Genomic DNA, 16,931 nt, shown 5'->3' on the forward strand with positions numbered 1-16,931 from the left:
AGGCTCAGGCCTGTTCGGGCGCGCGGCCTATCACATGCGAGTCGGTTGCTGCCGACGCTTCTCCATGCGCGCGTTCGCGTCCCGACGTGACGACCGCGCCGGTGCCGCCGGGACGCCGCACCGACTTCGCATGCCGTTCGATCAGCCGCTGCAGCAGGCAGAAAGCGCACAGCAGCGCGCCGATCACGATGCGGGTCCACCAGGAACTGAGCGTGCCGTCGAACGTAATCAGCGTCTGGATGGTGCCCAGAATGCCGACGCCGAACAGCGATCCGACCACATAGCCGACGCCGCCCGTCAGCAGCGTTCCGCCGATCACGGTCGCGGCAATCGCGTCGAGTTCCATGCCCTGCCCTTGCAAGCCGTAGCCGGACAGCACATAGAACGTGAACACCGCGCCACCGAGCGCCGAGCAGAAGCCGCTCAGCGCATACACGCCGATGCGCGTGTGCGCGACCGGCAAGCCCATCAACAGCGCGGAGCGGGCATTGCCGCCCACCGCGTACACATTGCGGCCAAAGCGCGTGAAGTGCGCGATAAAAATGGCGCCGACGAGCGCGACGAACGCGATCAGCACGTTCGCGGTCACGGAGCCGATGCCGATGTCCAGACGGAATGCGGAGATCGCGTGGAAGGTCGGATCGGTGATCGTGATCGACTGCGTGGTGATCAGAAAACACAGGCCGCGCGCGAAGAACATGCCGGCGAGCGTCACGATAAACGCCTGCAGACGAAAGAAGTGAATCAGCGCGCCCTGCACGGCGCCGAACACGGTGCCCATCAGAAGAACGATCGGCAGAATGATCCATACCGACAGATGCAGCCGCTCGGACAATACCGCTTCTACAATCGTAGTGAGCGCAACGACAGAACCGACGGACAGATCGATCCCGCCGGACACGATCACGAACGTCATGCCGATGGCGACAATCAGCAGGAACGCGTTGTCGACCAGCAGATCGAGCAGCACCTGCCACGAGAAAAAGCCGGTGTACATGACCGAGCCGAAGCCGAACAGCGCGCAGAACAGCAGGATCGTAACCGCGATGGGCAAGGTGCGCGGATCGACGATATGCGCCCACGCTGCGAACAATCGTCTCATCGTGCCACCCCGCGTTGCTTGATGATCTGCATCCCGAACGAAACCGCGAGCGCTCGCGCAGCCGGCGACTGAATGACGCTCACCGCCAGCACGACCGCTGCCTTGACGACGAGCGTGGCTTCTGGCGGCACGCCGATCGAATACGTCGTGTACGTTAGCGTCTGAATGATCAGCGCCCCGAGCACCGTGCCCGCGAGACTAAAGCGGCCCCCGAGCAGCGACGTGCCGCCGAGCGTCACCGCGAGAATCGCGTCGAGTTCGAGGAGCAGGCCGGCGTTGTTGCCGTCGGCGCTGCGCACGTTCGAGCTGATGAGAATGCCCGCCATCGCCGCCGTCAATCCCGAGAATCCATACACCGCGAAAACCAGCGCTTTCGAGCGCAGGCCGACAAGGCGAGTCGCCACCGGATTCACACCGATGGCGCGGATAAAGAGCCCCAGCGCCGTTCCCTCGACGAGCGCCGCGGTGGCCAGCACAGCGAGCGTCGCAATCCACACCGAGCATGGCACGCCCAGCCAGTATCCGCCGCCGACAAACAGATAGCCCGGCGCGCCGATCGGAATGATTTGCCCCGCCGTCAGTAGTTGCGCGATGCCGCGTCCCGCGACCATCAGAATCAACGTTGCGATGATCGGCTGCATACCGACAAACGACACGAGCACGCCGTTCCACATGCCGCTCAGCACGCCGACGATCAACGCCGCGAGCAACGCCTGAGCGATCAGGCCGCCCGTCGGCACGGGTTGCGTGGCGAGGATCGTCGCGGCCGCCGCGCCTGCGATGGCCACTACTGCGCCGACCGAAATGTCGATGCCGCGCGTCGCGATGACGAGCGTCATGCCCGTTGCGACGAGCACGAGCGGAGCCGCACGATTCAGCACGTCGATTGGCGCGCCGAACAGATGGCCGTCGAGCATGCGCAATGACAGAAAGTGCGGATTGACCCAGAGGTTGAGCGCGCACAACAACGCCAACGTCACGCATGGCCAGATCAACGGACGCTCGACGCCGTCACGCGCGAGCCAGTTCGATAGCTTCATTCGCCGCTCCCCGCGATGAGTCGGTAGATATTGTCTTCGTTCGATGCCGTGCCTTTGACTTCCGCAATTTTGCGGCGGTCGCGCAGCACGGCTACCCGATGACTGACGCGCAGCACTTCACTGATCTCCGACGAAATGAACATAATGCTCAGGCCGTTCCCACACAGTGCGAGCAGGCGATCCATGATGTCGAATTTCGCGGCGACGTCGATGCCGCGTGTGGGCTCGTCCAGAATCAGGAGCTTCGGATCGGTCGCAAGCCAGCGCGCAAGCAGCGCTTTTTGCTGGTTGCCGCCGGACAGCAGACCGATAGGCTGCTCCGCGTCCGAAGCCTTGATGCCGAGCCGCTCGATCCACAGATCGGCCAGCTCGCGCGCGCGCTGACGGTTGATCTTGCGCCACCAGCCACGCCTCGCCTGCAACGCGAGAAGGATGTTCTCGCGGATCGACAGGTCGGCGACGATGCCCTCTTTCTTGCGATCTTCGGCGCAGTACGCAATGCCGTGGCGCACCGCATCGTGCGGGGATCGCAGGCGCACCGGCTTGCCATCCACGAGCATCGTGCCGCTGTCGGCACGGTCTGCGCCGAACAGCAGCCGCGCGGTTTCCGTGCGCCCCGAGCCGAGCAACCCGGCGAGTCCGAGTATCTGACCGCGCTGCACGTCGAGGTCGATTGGCTGCAAAGTGCCGCGTTTGCCGAGGCCGCGTAGTTCGATAAACGGCGGCGCGCTGTGATCGTCTTGCGTGTCGTCGCTGGGGTCGCATGCTTCGTGAGCGGCTTCGCGCAGACGCTCGCTCATGCGCTCGTGACCGACCATCTTCGAGACGAGCAGATCGGCGGGCAAATCGCGCGCGAGATATTCGCCCTCGCGTTCGCCGTTGCGCATGACCGTGATGCGATCGGAAATGGCATACGTCTGCTCGATGAAGTGCGTGACGAACAGTATGGCAATACCCGATTGCTTAAGATGCCGAAGTATTTTGAAGAGCTGCGCGACCTCGCTGTCGTCGAGGCTCGACGTGGGCTCGTCGAGGATCAGCACGCGGGCATCGACGGAAAGCGCTCTGGCGATCGCCACCATCTGCTGGACCGCGATCGGATAAGCGTCGAGCGAGCGTGTGACGTCGAGCGTGATGTCGAGGCGCGCAAGCGCGGCTTGTGCGCGGCGCTTGATGTCGGGCCAGTCGATCGCGCCGTAGCGTCGCGGCTGCCGGCCCGCAAAAATGTTTTCCGCGACCGACAGGTTCGGGCACAGATTCACTTCCTGGTAAAGCGTGCGCACGCCTGCCGCTTCGGCTTCCTGCGGCGACGCGAAGGCCACGACTTCGCCTGCGAGACGGATCGTGCCGGAGTCGGGCGCGAGGACGCCTGTCAGCACATTGATCAGCGTCGATTTGCCGGCGCCGTTCTGTCCCATCAACGTATGGACTTCGCCGGGGAAAAGCCGGAAATCGACGCCCTGCAGCGCCTTCACGCCAGGGAATGTCTTGGTGACGCCGGTTGTTTCGAGAATCGGCTCGTGCGCGTCGCCGTGGTCGGCGGACGCAGCGGCGGCGGATCTTGTCGTGCTCGTGGCCGGCGGTTTGGGTTCGGAAGCGGGATGCGTCATAGACCTCGCTCGAGCGGCGGTGCGTGGGTGGCTGGTGCCTGCGTGCCGTGGTGCCTGTGTGCCGTGGTGGCTTTGTGCGGCACGTTTCGGCATCGGGTGAAAAGAGACCGTCCGCTGCCCAAGCAATCGGACGGTCAGGCACCGCTGGAGAAACGTTACGTGCTGGTTTGGCTGTGTGCGTTTGCCGGTTGCGTTTGCTGGTTGCGCTTGCTTGTTTCGCTTGCTGCTCGTTGCTTGCTGCTGCGTTATTGCCGCTGACGCAGCTTGCAAGCAAGTGTGTTTGCAAGGATGCCTAACTAACTTTTCCTAGTACTTTCGCGTCGGCAAGGTCTGCGCTGCGACGCTCATCGGGAACACGGTCTCTTCCGTCAGGATGCGCTTCGGCAAAGGCTTGCCGGCTACCACGTCCTTGACCGCCGACATCAGTTGCGGTCCGAGCAGCGGGCTGCACTCCACGTCGACATTCATCTTGCCTGCGGCCATGGCCTGGAAGCCGCCCTTGGTTGCATCGAACGAAACGACCACGACGTCCTTGCCCGGATGCATGCCCGCCTCTTCCATGGCCTGGATTGCGCCGAGCGCCATGTCGTCATTATGCGCATAAACCACGTTGATCTTGTTGCCGTAGCTCTTGATAAACGCTTCCATCACCTGCTTGCCGCCGGCCAAGGTGAAGTCGCCGCTTTGCGACGCAATGATCTTGAACTTCGGATCGCTCTTGATGACTTCGATCAGGCCGGCGTGCCGGTCATTCGCGGGCGCCGAGCCGACCGTTCCCTGCAATTCGGCGATGTTGACGGGACCCTGTGCGTCCTTATAGTGATCGGCGAGCCATTTGCCGCCGCGGCGTCCCTCTTCCAGGAAGTCGGAGCCGATCATCGTCACATACAGCGAGGTATCTTTGACGTCGATGTTGCGGTCCGTCAGGATCACCGGAATCTTCGCGGCCTTCGCCTCACGCAGCACCGGTTCCCAGCCGGACTCGACGACCGGCGAGAAAGCGATCACATCGACTTTTTGCGCGATATACGAGCGGATCGCCTTGATCTGGTTTTCCTGCTTTTGTTGTGCGTCGGAGAATTTGAGTTTGATCTTGGCGTCGGTTGCCGCGGATTTCACCGACTCCGTATTGGCGGTCCGCCATGCGCTTTCCGCACCGACTTGCGCGAAACCCAGCGTGATCTGTTTGTCCTGCGCGTGTGCGCCGGGGGTTGCCAGCGTCAGCGCGCCGACACCCGCGCACAGCGCGAGCGCACCCAACGCACGACATGCGGCGCGTCGTGTATTCGCCATGACTGTCTCCTGATCGTTGTTGTGTAGGCGATCCATCGAATCCGACCGGCCGTTGCGGCTGCCGCGAAGCGTGGATCGTGATGTAGCGTAGTGTGCCGGGCGTTAACAGTCCAATCATATGATTCGCGGGAGCAATATCAATTTTGGTATAGACGGGGGTGGGGGCTGTGCGGGTGTGTGCGGTAGTTGACGTGGTGGTTACGGCTTGGGGGTCGGCTGGTCGTTGCTGGTTTTTATGCGCTTACATTGGCGAGTCGAGCCGTGCGTCGCCTGGTTGGCAGGTCGCAGGGTGAAGTTGAGATGGGTGGTTCGGGTGCCTGCCGTGCGTCGAGGCGCGTCGGTGCATTTGCGTCGGCATGCGTCAGGGTGCGGGCTGTGTTGGGTCCGCTTGCAGTCGGGTTGCCGGGGGTCTGCCGGGGGTCTGCCGGGGGTCTGCGGCGGGTCTGCCGTAGGTCTTGCCGTAGGTCTTGCCGTGGGTCTGCCGTGGGTCTGCCGTGGGTCTGCCTGCGGCGGGTCCGGTCCCGGCGAAGAACTTTGCAGGCGCACATCGCCGCCGGATTTAGCCGCGCGACGGTCCGCCGGTCCGCGCCCGAGGCGTAATCCACCGGAAAGTCAAATTAATGCGCTCGCCGACAACCCGTGGCTCTTTCGGCACCCGATGCCGCCATTCCGCCTGTGTCTTGCCCTTCATGACCAGCAAGCTGCCGCCTTTGAGCGAGAACGACTGGACGGCGCCGGTCTTGTTGTGCCGCAAGTCGAATGTGCGTGCCGCGCCCAAGCTCACCGATGCAATTACCGGTTCCGGTCCCAGTTCCGGCTCGCGGTCGGCATGCCAGCCCATGCTGTCCGCCCCGCTTCGGTAGCGGTTGAGCAGGACGCTGTTGAATCGGGCTCCGCAAGCCGCCTCAGCATCGGCCTTCAGTTCGGCGACGGCTGCTGTCCACGGCTGGGGTTCGTTACGAATACCGGAATAGACATACACAGCGTCGGCGTCGCCCTGCCATGCCGTCAGCCGCGGCAGCGCGACGCGACCGCCGGGCGTGCCCATGGTGTCCTGCCGCCATTCCACTTCGACGATGAGTCGCGCGAGGAACTGCTCGGCCGTTTCGGGCGCCAGCCAGTCGGGATACCAGTCGACGTCGGGAGCCGGAAGATCATCGAAAAGATCCGTCATGTTTGTGTGTGCGAGCGCAGCGCGGCGGTAGAACGTTGGCTATTATCGCTGCAATGGCCGTTAGGAGTTTCGCGGCATCGTGGCGGCTTCACGGTAGTCTTGTCGCGGCTTTACTGCAGCTTCGTTGTGGTCTCTTGCCACTTCACCGCAGCTTCGTTGTGGCTTCGTCGCGCTACTGTCGCTGCTCGACTGCGGCCGCCTGTGGCTTCGGTTCCCGCCTGCTGGCGCTATTTAGTGCGCGTTGCGGATGCGTCTATGGCGCCGCCTGCCGAAGCTTTCATTCCGCAAACTTCTTCCCGCCAACGCGCTTCCAGTATCGGTTCCTTGAGTGGACAACCATCATGACTCTTTCGGATCAAGCACTCGACCAACTGTTCCGCCAAGCGCGCACGCACAACGCCTGGCAGCCGAAACCCGTCGATGACGCGCTGCTCGGTCAACTTCTCGAACTCACGCTGCTCGGCCCCACATCAGCCAACTCGAGCCCGGGCCGTTTCGTCTTTGTGAAAAGCGCGGCGGCCAAGGAGAAGCTGCGGCCGGCATTGTCGGCCGGCAATGTCGATAAAACAATGGCGGCACCGGTTACGGCGATTGTCGCAATGGACATGGCGTTCTATGAGTATCTGCCTAAGCTTTTCCCGCACGCCGATGCTCGGAGCTGGTTCGCTGGTAACGACAAGGCGATCGCCGAGACCGCATTTCGCAACTCGACGCTGCAGGGCGGCTACCTGATTCTGGCGGCCCGCGCGCTCGGCCTCGACACTGGCCCAATGTCAGGCTTTGACGCGGCGAAAGTGGACGAGGCGTTTTTCGCGGGCACGACAGTGAGGTCGAACTTCCTGGTCAACCTCGGCTACGGCGATGCGTCGACTCTGTTTCCGCGCAGCCCGCGCTTCAGCTTTGACGAAGCCGCGCGGATAGAGTGAAGCGCCGCTTTAGCTGAAGATCGCGATGTAGAACACCACCACGCCGATCACTGCGCCGACAAAGCAGAAATTCTCTTCTGTGCCGTCGCCATTCGAACGGAGCCACGCGCCGACCACGCCGAAAAGCCCCGCGATACCGAGCGCGACGCATAGCATGACGATGTAGAAGAGCGCGCTCTTGCCTAGTTCGGAGAAGTCGACGTTGCGCACGCCGAGATACAAACCCAACGCCATCACCGATATGCCAACGAGAGGGAGCATGACATGGCTGCCCTCATATCCAACGTGATGCGCGCGGTGCGCAGAGTCCCCGTGATGAAAACGATGGCCTGATCCGAGCAGTTTCATGATCGCCTCCCGCCTCGCCGTTCCAGGCGATAACAACAATCAAGCCGGGCCGCTGTTTGGTCAGTCGATTTGGCAGCGGCTCTTGATGCCGACCGGCTCACTTCCAGAATACTCCACCCGCATCGGCAATTCAAAGCCCATTTAATTAGGGTTATCCGGGAACTTGCGGACCTTTTAGACACGCTGGGACCCTGGATTGAGCACGCCCCTTGCATGTCTCAACAGCACTGCTGCGCAGCAATACAAGCTGGCGTCGCTTTGCACGCTCAGTGTTTTTGCGGCCGTCTGCGCACGAGCGCGCATGCCGGTAGAATGGCCTTCGCCCTAGCCTTGGTCGCTCGCCGCGTCGCTACGGCAACTGGCCGCCGCCGTTCAGCTCATGCCCTCCGGCTCTTACCCGCCCTCACCTTCCCTATGCGCCGCTCATCGTTTCTTGTACGCCTCATCTTCATTGGCATTTTGCTGCACATGTATGTGGGCTTCCGCCTGATCCCCGACATGCCGGTGAGCATCACTGTCCGCTGGCTATCGGGGTTGTGGCTTGTGCTGTCCGTCTTTGTGATTCCACTGGGCATGCTCGCGCGCACCATCAAACAGCAGCCGCTGGGCGATCGGCTAGCGTGGGTCGGCTTGCTGGCGATGGGTTTCTTCTCCTCGCTGCTCGTGCTGACGTTTGTGCGCGACCTGACCCTCGCCTCACTCATGACCGTGGACGCGATGCGGCCTGGCACGATCCCTCTCGAACGTTGGCGAACCGGCACTGCGGCGGCTGTGCCATTGCTTGCATTACTGTCGACGCTGATCGGCCTCTTTAACGCTCGCCGTCGCGCAAGAGTCGTGACAATCGAGGTCCCGATCGACGACTTGCCCGCTGCCCTCGACGGCTTCACCATCGTTCAGATCAGCGACATTCATGTGGGCCCAACCATCAAACGGCGCTATGTCGACGCTATTGTCGACGCAGTGAATCGTCTGAAGCCTGACCTCATAGCCATAACGGGCGATGTCGTAGACGGCAGCGTGCCGCAGTTGACTCACCACACGCAGCCGCTCTCGCGGTTGGCTGCGCGTCACGGCGCATACCTTGTTACAGGCAACCACGAGTACTACGCGGGAGCCAATGCATGGATCGACGAGTTCCGTCGGCTCGGACTCCACGTGCTACTGAACGAGCATGTGGTGGTCGAGCACGACGGCGCCCGCGCCATAATTGCCGGCGTGACCGACTATTCAGCCGGCCATCATGATCCCCTTCACCGCAGTGACCCAATGGCCGCAATCGCGGACGCACCAGGCGACGTGCTGATCAAGGTACTTCTCGCCCACCAGCCACGGTCCGCCGAAGCAGCCGCTGAAGCGGGCTTTACACTGCAGCTCTCAGGTCATACACACGGTGGTCAGTTCTTCCCGTGGAATTTTTTTGTGCGGTTTCAGCAACCCTTCACCGCCGGCCTCGCTCGCCTGAACGGGCTGTGGGTGTACACGAGTCGCGGCACCGGCTATTGGGGACCGCCAAAACGGCTCGGCGCACCATCAGAAATCACACGATTGCGCCTTGTGCCCGGCCAGCCAGACTAAGGCAGGAATCTAGCGAAGGCGACTGTGACGCTGAAAGGACTACGCCTTATTAGCTTGGACGCCAGTCAATCGTTATAGGCGCAACATGAATATGCGCTTTACTGCACGGGCGCCACGGCGACACTGACTTGCGGCGCGAACGCGACCAACACCTGCATCCCCGGCGTTACATTGACGAGTTTTGCCGGGTCGCGGCCCTGAATGTGGAACACGGCTCCGTTCGGCCCTTTCAATGCCATGACACCCGACGCGTGGTCGATCGCCTGGACTTCTGCACTGACATTCTGTTCCGGCTTCGCTTGCCCGATCGACGCCGCAACAGCGGCCGCACCCTGTCCATCAGCACCGCGCGTAACGCTGATCACGGCATTGCGCATCATGCGGATATGGACTTTGCCGCCTTGAGCTATTCGCGCAAGATCTCGCGTATCCGTAATATCGAACGACGCCTCGCCACCCTGCGGGTCGCGCACAGTCACTGAATGCCTTGCGTGGTCGACGGATTTCACCACGCCCTCGGCCTGCAACGTGCTGCTCCCTTCAAACGGCGCGGGCAGCCCTGCAGCGAACGACGCAAAGGAAGCTGCGGCGACGAACGCACCAGCAACGATCCCAAGAGCTTTACGTTTCATACATTCCTCATTGACGTGAACGGACTCGAACCGGCGCCGTGGTGCCAACCGGTATCGTGCGCCGAGGCTTAGAACGTTACCGCGCGCGCAGATACGGGTGTTTCGGATAGTGTGTTTTTAATGATAGCGGACGTCAACGTTTGGACTCCGTATCGTCTTGTCGATTGGTCTGCATCGACCATGGAAATTTCCCAGAGACGCCGGTACACGTTTGGTCTACAGCTGGCTTACAAGACATTGAGACAATGTTAATTCTGTATCCTGAATATGGACTGCCCAGGAAGCTTCGACTAAGCTCTGTCACCGCGCATTGTTCACTTAACTATGGAGTCTCGATTATGGAACACAGCATCATTGCATGGCTTATCATCGGCGCGATCGCAGGCTGGCTTGCTGGCGTGCTCGTTAAAGGTGGTGGGTTCGGGCTTATCGTCGACATCATCGTCGGGATCGTTGGCGCGTTCGTCGGCGGTTGGCTCGCCCGCGTGCTGCACATCTCGCTCGGGAGCGGCTGGATCGGTTCGATCATCACCGCAGTAATCGGCGCAGTCATTCTGCTGTTTATCATCCGGCTCGTCCGACGAGGCAGCTGAGTTCAGCGTGAGCCTCTCCGGCGTCAGCGGCAATGCCGCTGGCGTCGGTCTCGCGCTCTTTTCACCGGCCTTGCGCTTTTTGTAGCGGTCTCGAGCTTGCACCGCTTTGCGGCCGGTTACACCTTCCCTTCGCTGCGTCGGCAACATTGATTACTGCTTGCCGCAGCCGCCTATGCCAGCGTAAAGCAAGTTGCAGCCGATGCGGGTGGTCCTCCGCTCTCTGCGCATCTTGCAGCACTAACGACATATCTTCCGATATTGCTGATGCGCTCTGTCTTGAATATCGGGCATGACGCGTCTGCGCGGCGCGAGGTTTCGCAGTCGTCGTTGCGATTGAGTCGACGTCGCGTTAGTCATGTCGACGATGCAGAGCCTCCAGCACTAAATTCAGAATGCGACTGCGTTCGCAAATGACTTCGTCGCAAACATGACGCGTCCCTTATTGCCTTAAAGATCGCGTCGCCCGCGGGTGTCATTCATCTATGCGTGCCACTCGCACGTGTGGCTTCCGTCCGGTTCTATTGCGACCGGACAAAAGCCACTGAATGGCTTGCGGACGATTGTTGAGCTCGTGTGGCGCAGCATGAACCGACGGCACCACGCTCGCCATCTGGAGTCGATACAGTTTTCTCGGCTGCGTTTTACGCTTGCAGGCACGCTTGAGTTCAGCGTCTAACGCGCGCCACACTTCTTCAATAGTTTTCGATGGCGCAAAGACGCACATAGACAATGCACCTATGCTATATCCAGCATCGTACTGATCCCCGACTGGAATCGCTGCAAAAGTCGAGTGGAATTGCGCGAACGTGCAGTCCTGAATTTGTCACTTGCGGCACCGTATCACCGCTTTTGTGAAGCTTCATCGAGGCTGCAGTGCTTTGGGACTATCTGGCCGAGGCCTGCGATTCGCCTCCCGGCAATACCGCTATGCTGAGTGGTATGCGGCATCCAACCGGTATTCAACTAGGCTATGAACTCGCGGGAAATCAAGGTCGGCAGTGACAAAGACTGGCGACTCGTGGGCGGCTAACGGCTGCATTCGGTTGACTGGAACTGACCGGTTATGCGGGCACGATGCGCATGGGCGGGCCGTGACGGCGCCCCGCATTTTCCCGGCCTTTATTCCGCCCTGTAAACGCAGAAACCCCACCTTTGCGGGGTGGGGTTTCTGACACTGCTGGGAGCCTGACGATTACCTACTTTCACACGGGTAATCCGCACTATCATCGGCGTGGAGTCGTTTCACGGTCCTGTTCGGGATGGGAAGGGGTGGGACCGACTCGCTATGGTCATCAGGCTTTGACGGGTTGCTGTAGCGCTCAGGGAGCAGTACAGCCAATCGGGAAGAAGTAGCTGAGAGGATGCCTCTCGTTTTGCACGTCTATGCGTGCGGGCTGTGCTGTTTCTGGCACAACATCGATCACTCAACCGTGTGTGGTCTGCATAAGACCCTGCGCGTGGCGCAGGGTGGGGCATCCATAAGTGCTGAAGCACTAACGGCTGCCGACACACACCTGTTATAGGATCAAGCCTTACGGGCAATTAGTATCAGTTAGCTGAACGCATTACTGCGCTTACACACCTGACCTATCAACGTCCTGGTCTTGAACGACCCTTCAAGGGGCTTAAAGCCCCGGGGATATCTCATCTTAAGGCGAGTTTCCCGCTTAGATGCTTTCAGCGGTTATCTCTTCCGAACATAGCTACCCGGCGATGCCACTGGCGTGACAACCGGTACACCAGAGGTTCGTCCACTCCGGTCCTCTCGTACTAGGAGCAGCCCCCTTCAAATATCCAGCGCCCACGGCAGATAGGGACCAAACTGTCTCACGACGTTTTAAACCCAGCTCACGTACCTCTTTAAATGGCGAACAGCCATACCCTTGGGACCGGCTACAGCCCCAGGATGAGATGAGCCGACATCGAGGTGCCAAACACCGCCGTCGATATGAACTCTTGGGCGGTATCAGCCTGTTATCCCCAGAGTACCTTTTATCCGTTGAGCGATGGCCCTTCCATACAGAACCACCGGATCACTATGACCTGCTTTCGCACCTGCTCGACTTGTCGGTCTCGCAGTTAAGCACGCTTATGCCATTGCACTATCAGCACGATTTCCGACCGTACCTAGCGTACCTTCGTACTCCTCCGTTACACTTTGGGAGGAGACCGCCCCAGTCAAACTGCCTACCATGCACTGTCCCCGATCCGGATTCACGGACCAGGGTTAGAACCTCAAACAGATCAGGGTGGTATTTCAAGGATGGCTCCACGCAAACTGGCGTTCACGCTTCACAGCCTCCCACCTATCCTACACAGACCGGTTCAAAGTCCAATGCAAAGCTACAGTAAAGGTTCATGGGGTCTTTCCGTCTAGCCGCGGGGAGATTGCATCATCACAAACACTTCAACTTCGCTGAGTCTCGGGAGGAGACAGTGTGGCCATCGTTACGCCATTCGTGCAGGTCGGAACTTACCCGACAAGGAATTTCGCTACCTTAGGACCGTTATAGTTACGGCCGCCGTTTACCGGGACTTCAATCAGGAGCTTGCACCCCATCATTTAATCTTCCGGCACCGGGCAGGCGTCACACCCTATACGTCCACTTTCGTGTTTGCAGAGTGCTGTGTTTTTATTAAACAGTCGCAGCCACCAGTTTATTGCAACCCCTTCACCCTTCTGGCGCAGGCCAGTCAGGCTACAGGGGCGTACCTTATCCCGAAGTTACGGTACCAATTTGCCGAGTTCCTTCTCCCGAGTTCTCTCAAGCGCCTTAGAATACTCATCTCGCCCACCTGTGTCGGTTTGCGGTACGGTCACTGTTGAACTGAAGCTTAGAGGCTTTTCCTGGAACCACTTCCGATTGCTTCGTCGCCTAAACGACTGGCCTCGCACCCTTGAATTCCGCGCCCGGATTTGCCAAAGCGCCTTCTCCAATGCAAGGACCGGGACTTCCAACACCCGGACAACCTTCCGCGATCCGTCCCCCCATCGCATTCAACACTGGTGCAGGAATATTAACCTGCTTCCCATCAGCTACGCATTTCTGCCTCGCCTTAGGGGCCGACTCACCCTACGCCGATGAACGTTGCGTAGGAAACCTTGGGCTTACGGCGAGGGGGCCTTTCACCCCCTTTATCGCTACTCATGTCAGCATTCGCACTTCCGATACCTCCAGCACACTTTCCAGTGCACCTTCGCAGGCTTACGGAACGCTCTCCTACCATGCACATAAATGTGCATCCGCAGCTTCGGTATATGGCTTAGCCCCGTTACATCTTCCGCGCAGGACGACTCGATCAGTGAGCTATTACGCTTTCTTTAAAGGATGGCTGCTTCTAAGCCAACCTCCTGACTGTTTTAGCCTTCCCACTTCGTTTCCCACTTAGCCATATTTGGGGACCTTAGCTGGCGGTCTGGGTTGTTTCCCTCTTGACACCGGACGTTAGCACCCGATGTCTGTCTCCCGTGATTGCACTCTTCGGTATTCGGAGTTTGCTATGGCGTAGTAATCCGCAATGGACCCCACAACCATGACAGTGCTCTACCCCCGAAGGTGATACACGAGGCACTACCTAAATAGTTTTCGGAGAGAACCAGCTATTTCCAGGTTTGTTTAGCCTTTCACCCCTATCCACAGCTCATCCCCTAACTTTTCAACGTTAGTGGGTTCGGACCTCCAGTACGTGTTACCGCACCTTCATCCTGGCCATGGATAGATCACCTGGTTTCGGGTCTACACCCAGCGACTGAACGCCCTGTTCGGACTCGCTTTCGCTACGCCTGCCCTAATCGGTTAAGCTTGCCACTGAATGTAAGTCGCTGACCCATTATACAAAAGGTACGCCGTCACCCTCTTGCGAAGGCTCCGACTGTTTGTATGCATGCGGTTTCAGGATCTGTTTCACTCCCCTCCCGGGGTTCTTTTCGCCTTTCCCTCACGGTACTGGTTCACTATCGGTCGATCACGAGTATTTAGCCTTGGAGGATGGTCCCCCCATCTTCAGACAGGATTTCACGTGTCCCGCCCTACTTGTCGTACACCCAGTTCTTCCTCGCTGTTTTCGTCTACAGGGCTATCACCTGCTATGGCGGCACTTTCCAGAGCCTTCGACTAACAATGAAGATAAAGAGTACAGGCTGGTCCCATTTCGCTCGCCACTACTCTGGGAATCTCGGTTGATTTCTTTTCCTGCGGTTACTTAGATGTTTCAGTTCACCGCGTTCGCTTCGCATGGCCTATGTATTCAGCCACGGATACCTCAAAAGAGGTGGGTTTCCCCATTCGGACATCTACGGATCAAAGCTCGTTTGCCAGCTCCCCGTAGCTTTTCGCAGGCTACCGCGTCCTTCATCGCCTGTGATCGCCAAGGCATCCACCACATGCACTTGTTCGCTTGACCCTATAACGGGTGTGTCTCACACACTCGCTACAGGTTGAGTATTCGTGTTGCGCCGTATTCCAAGAGCAATCTTTCGATTACCTTTAAAATACATCGATACAATCACAACCCTGATTCACCTACTCGCACACCCATCTCTAAGTATGCTTTCGTGAATCTCTTTACTACTTCTTCCTGATTGTTAAAGAACGACAGCCGATATAAAGCTCTGCTTCATATCACTTGCTGACTGGCTCAATCGCCAATGCACAACGCTCTGCCTGTTTCACAGAACGCTACGCATTGAGGATTGGTGGAGGATGACGGGATCGAACCGACGACCCCCTGCTTGCAAAGCAGGTGCTCTCCCAGCTGAGCTAATCCCCCCGGTCATACAGAGATCGCAGGAGTCACAGCCGACCAGCTCACCAGACATGACATGGTGGGTCTGGATGGATTCGAACCATCGACCCCCGCCTTATCAAGACGGTGCTCTAACCGACTGAGCTACAGACCCCTGAGTCTGTCTGCGTTTCTTCACTACAGCCGATAAGCGTGAGCGCTCAACGTTTGACACGTTCAGCTCTGGAAAGGAGGTGATCCAGCCGCACCTTCCGATACGGCTACCTTGTTACGACTTCACCCCAGTCATGAATCCTACCGTGGTGACCGTCCTCCTTGCGGTTAGACTAGCCACTTCTGGTAAAACCCACTCCCATGGTGTGACGGGCGGTGTGTACAAGACCCGGGAACGTATTCACCGCGGCATGCTGATCCGCGATTACTAGCGATTCCAGCTTCACGCACTCGAGTTGCAGAGTGCGATCCGGACTACGATCGGTTTTCTGGGATTGGCTCCACCTCGCGGCTTGGCGACCCTCTGTTCCGACCATTGTATGACGTGTGAAGCCCTACCCATAAGGGCCATGAGGACTTGACGTCATCCCCACCTTCCTCCGGTTTGTCACCGGCAGTCTCCCTGGAGTGCTCTTGCGTAGCAACTAGGGACAAGGGTTGCGCTCGTTGCGGGACTTAACCCAACATCTCACGACACGAGCTGACGACAGCCATGCAGCACCTGTGTTACGGCTCCCTTTCGGGCACATCCACCTCTCAGCGGACTTCCGTACATGTCAAGGGTAGGTAAGGTTTTTCGCGTTGCATCGAATTAATCCACATCATCCACCGCTTGTGCGGGTCCCCGTCAATTCCTTTGAGTTTTAATCTTGCGACCGTACTCCCCAGGCGGTCAACTTCACGCGTTAGCTACGTTACCAAGCCAATGAAGGCCCGACAACCAGTTGACATCGTTTAGGGCGTGGACTACCAGGGTATCTAATCCTGTTTGCTCCCCACGCTTTCGTGCATGAGCGTCAGTATTGGCCCAGGGGGCTGCCTTCGCCATCGGTATTCCTCCACATCTCTACGCATTTCACTGCTACACGTGGAATTCTACCCCCCTCTGCCATACTCTAGCCCGCCAGTCACAAATGCAGTTCCCAGGTTAAGCCCGGGGATTTCACATCTGTCTTAGCGAACCGCCTGCGCACGCTTTACGCCCAGTAATTCCGATTAACGCTTGCACCCTACGTATTACCGCGGCTGCTGGCACGTAGTTAGCCGGTGCTTATTCTTCCGGTACCGTCATCCCGCCCGGATATTAGCCAGGCGGTTTTCTTTCCGGACAAAAGTGCTTTACAACCCGAAGGCCTTCTTCACACACGCGGCATTGCTGGATCAGGCTTGCGCCCATTGTCCAAAATTCCCCACTGCTGCCTCCCGTAGGAGTCTGGGCCGTGTCTCAGTCCCAGTGTGGCTGGTCGTCCTCTCAGACCAGCTACAGATCGTCGCCTTGGTAGGCCTTTACCCCACCAACTAGCTAATCTGCCATCGGCCGCCCCTGTAGCGCGAGGTCCCGAAGGATCCCCCGCTTTCCTCCGCAGAGCGTATGCGGTATTAATCCGGCTTTCGCCGGGCTATCCCCCACTACAGGACACGTTCCGATGTATTACTCACCCGTTCGCCACTCGCCACCAGGATTGCTCCCGTGCTGCCGTTCGACTTGCATGTGTAAGGCATGCCGCCAGCGTTCAATCTGAGCCAGGATCAAACTCTTCAGTTCAAACCTGTTACTGTTTTCGGGCTCTTTCGAACCCGGTCGCTCACTCAACGTACTGACGAAGTGTTCAACCATCTTTCGATGACCAAACCTTCCTTTCATTACTGTGTGAGACTTGATACTTTCGCTTTTC

The 16,931-nt window shown here is 59.0% G+C and carries 11 protein-coding genes, 2 tRNA genes and 3 rRNA genes; 4 read left to right on the forward strand and 12 right to left on the reverse strand.

Annotated elements, in window-relative coordinates:
- Positions 1-4: 4 nt before the first annotated feature.
- The 5 genes from yjfF to CUJ91_RS26125 form a co-directional block, all read right to left on the reverse strand.
- Positions 5-1,102 (reverse strand): galactofuranose ABC transporter, permease protein YjfF, encoded by a 1,098-nt coding sequence (yjfF, locus tag CUJ91_RS26105; protein ID WP_114157508.1) that lies wholly within the window; start codon positions 1,100-1,102, stop codon positions 5-7.
- Positions 1,099-2,142 (reverse strand): ABC transporter permease, encoded by a 1,044-nt coding sequence (locus tag CUJ91_RS26110; RefSeq protein ID WP_029971816.1) that lies wholly within the window; start codon positions 2,140-2,142, stop codon positions 1,099-1,101. The genes yjfF and CUJ91_RS26110 overlap by 4 nt, the downstream gene beginning before the upstream one ends.
- Positions 2,139-3,752 carry a sugar ABC transporter ATP-binding protein gene (locus CUJ91_RS26115; protein ID WP_114157509.1) on the reverse strand — a complete coding sequence of 538 codons (1,614 nt, stop codon included), beginning with the start codon at positions 3,750-3,752 and terminating at the stop codon, positions 2,139-2,141. The genes CUJ91_RS26110 and CUJ91_RS26115 overlap by 4 nt, the downstream gene beginning before the upstream one ends.
- 306 nt (positions 3,753-4,058) lie before the next feature.
- Positions 4,059-5,045, reverse strand: coding sequence for an ABC transporter substrate-binding protein (locus CUJ91_RS26120; protein WP_006053251.1), 987 nt, complete (start codon positions 5,043-5,045; stop codon positions 4,059-4,061).
- A gap of 559 nt (positions 5,046-5,604) precedes the next feature.
- Positions 5,605-6,219, reverse strand: a complete 615-nt coding sequence (locus tag CUJ91_RS26125) for an alpha-ketoglutarate-dependent dioxygenase AlkB family protein (RefSeq protein WP_114157510.1) — start codon at positions 6,217-6,219, stop codon at positions 5,605-5,607.
- Positions 6,220-6,560: 341 nt separating this feature from the next.
- Between CUJ91_RS26125 and CUJ91_RS26130 the strand changes: the two genes are divergently transcribed.
- A complete protein-coding gene (locus CUJ91_RS26130; protein WP_006053254.1) occupies positions 6,561-7,145 on the forward strand; it encodes a malonic semialdehyde reductase in 585 nt (194 codons plus the stop codon).
- Positions 7,146-7,154: 9 nt separating this feature from the next.
- Here the strand turns inward: CUJ91_RS26130 and CUJ91_RS26135 are convergent, their stop codons facing one another.
- Entirely contained in the window at positions 7,155-7,493 is a 339-nt protein-coding gene (locus tag CUJ91_RS26135; RefSeq protein ID WP_006053255.1) for a hypothetical protein, read from the reverse strand.
- Here CUJ91_RS26135 and CUJ91_RS34210 point away from each other — a divergent pair.
- Together CUJ91_RS34210 and CUJ91_RS26140 are read left to right on the forward strand one after the other, a co-directional pair.
- Positions 7,492-7,638: a hypothetical protein gene (locus tag CUJ91_RS34210; protein ID WP_157140707.1), complete on the forward strand. Its 147-nt coding sequence runs from the start codon at positions 7,492-7,494 to the stop codon at positions 7,636-7,638. The two genes, CUJ91_RS26135 and CUJ91_RS34210, sit on opposite strands and share 2 nt — an antisense overlap.
- Positions 7,639-7,907: 269 nt before the next feature.
- Positions 7,908-9,071 carry a metallophosphoesterase gene (locus CUJ91_RS26140; protein ID WP_114158062.1) on the forward strand — a complete coding sequence of 388 codons (1,164 nt, stop codon included), beginning with the start codon at positions 7,908-7,910 and terminating at the stop codon, positions 9,069-9,071.
- A gap of 98 nt (positions 9,072-9,169) precedes the next feature.
- Here the strand turns inward: CUJ91_RS26140 and CUJ91_RS26145 are convergent, their stop codons facing one another.
- Positions 9,170-9,703 (reverse strand): hypothetical protein, encoded by a 534-nt coding sequence (locus tag CUJ91_RS26145; protein ID WP_029971822.1) that lies wholly within the window; start codon positions 9,701-9,703, stop codon positions 9,170-9,172.
- 338 nt (positions 9,704-10,041) lie between these two features.
- Between CUJ91_RS26145 and CUJ91_RS26150 the strand changes: the two genes are divergently transcribed.
- On the forward strand, positions 10,042-10,296 hold the full coding sequence (locus CUJ91_RS26150) for a GlsB/YeaQ/YmgE family stress response membrane protein (RefSeq protein ID WP_006053258.1): 255 nt from the start codon (positions 10,042-10,044) through the stop codon (positions 10,294-10,296).
- Positions 10,297-11,479: 1,183 nt separating this feature from the next.
- On the opposite strand, the gene rrf is transcribed toward CUJ91_RS26150, so the two are convergent.
- The 5 genes from rrf to CUJ91_RS26175 all read right to left on the reverse strand — a co-directional run bounded on the left by rrf (position 11,480) and on the right by CUJ91_RS26175 (position 16,801).
- A 5S ribosomal RNA gene (gene rrf / locus CUJ91_RS26155) occupies positions 11,480-11,593 on the reverse strand.
- A 224-nt stretch (positions 11,594-11,817) separates the two neighbouring features.
- Positions 11,818-14,700 (reverse strand): 23S ribosomal RNA (locus CUJ91_RS26160).
- A gap of 290 nt (positions 14,701-14,990) precedes the next feature.
- A tRNA-Ala gene (locus tag CUJ91_RS26165) sits at positions 14,991-15,066 on the reverse strand.
- A gap of 53 nt (positions 15,067-15,119) precedes the next feature.
- A tRNA-Ile gene (locus tag CUJ91_RS26170) sits at positions 15,120-15,196 on the reverse strand.
- 72 nt (positions 15,197-15,268) lie between these two features.
- A 16S ribosomal RNA gene (locus CUJ91_RS26175) occupies positions 15,269-16,801 on the reverse strand.
- The 16S, 23S and 5S rRNA genes sit together here with 2 tRNA genes alongside, the layout of an rRNA operon.
- Positions 16,802-16,931: the final 130 nt, after the last annotated feature.

Source organism: Paraburkholderia graminis (assembly GCF_003330785.1).
Classification (GTDB): domain Bacteria; phylum Pseudomonadota; class Gammaproteobacteria; order Burkholderiales; family Burkholderiaceae; genus Paraburkholderia; species Paraburkholderia graminis.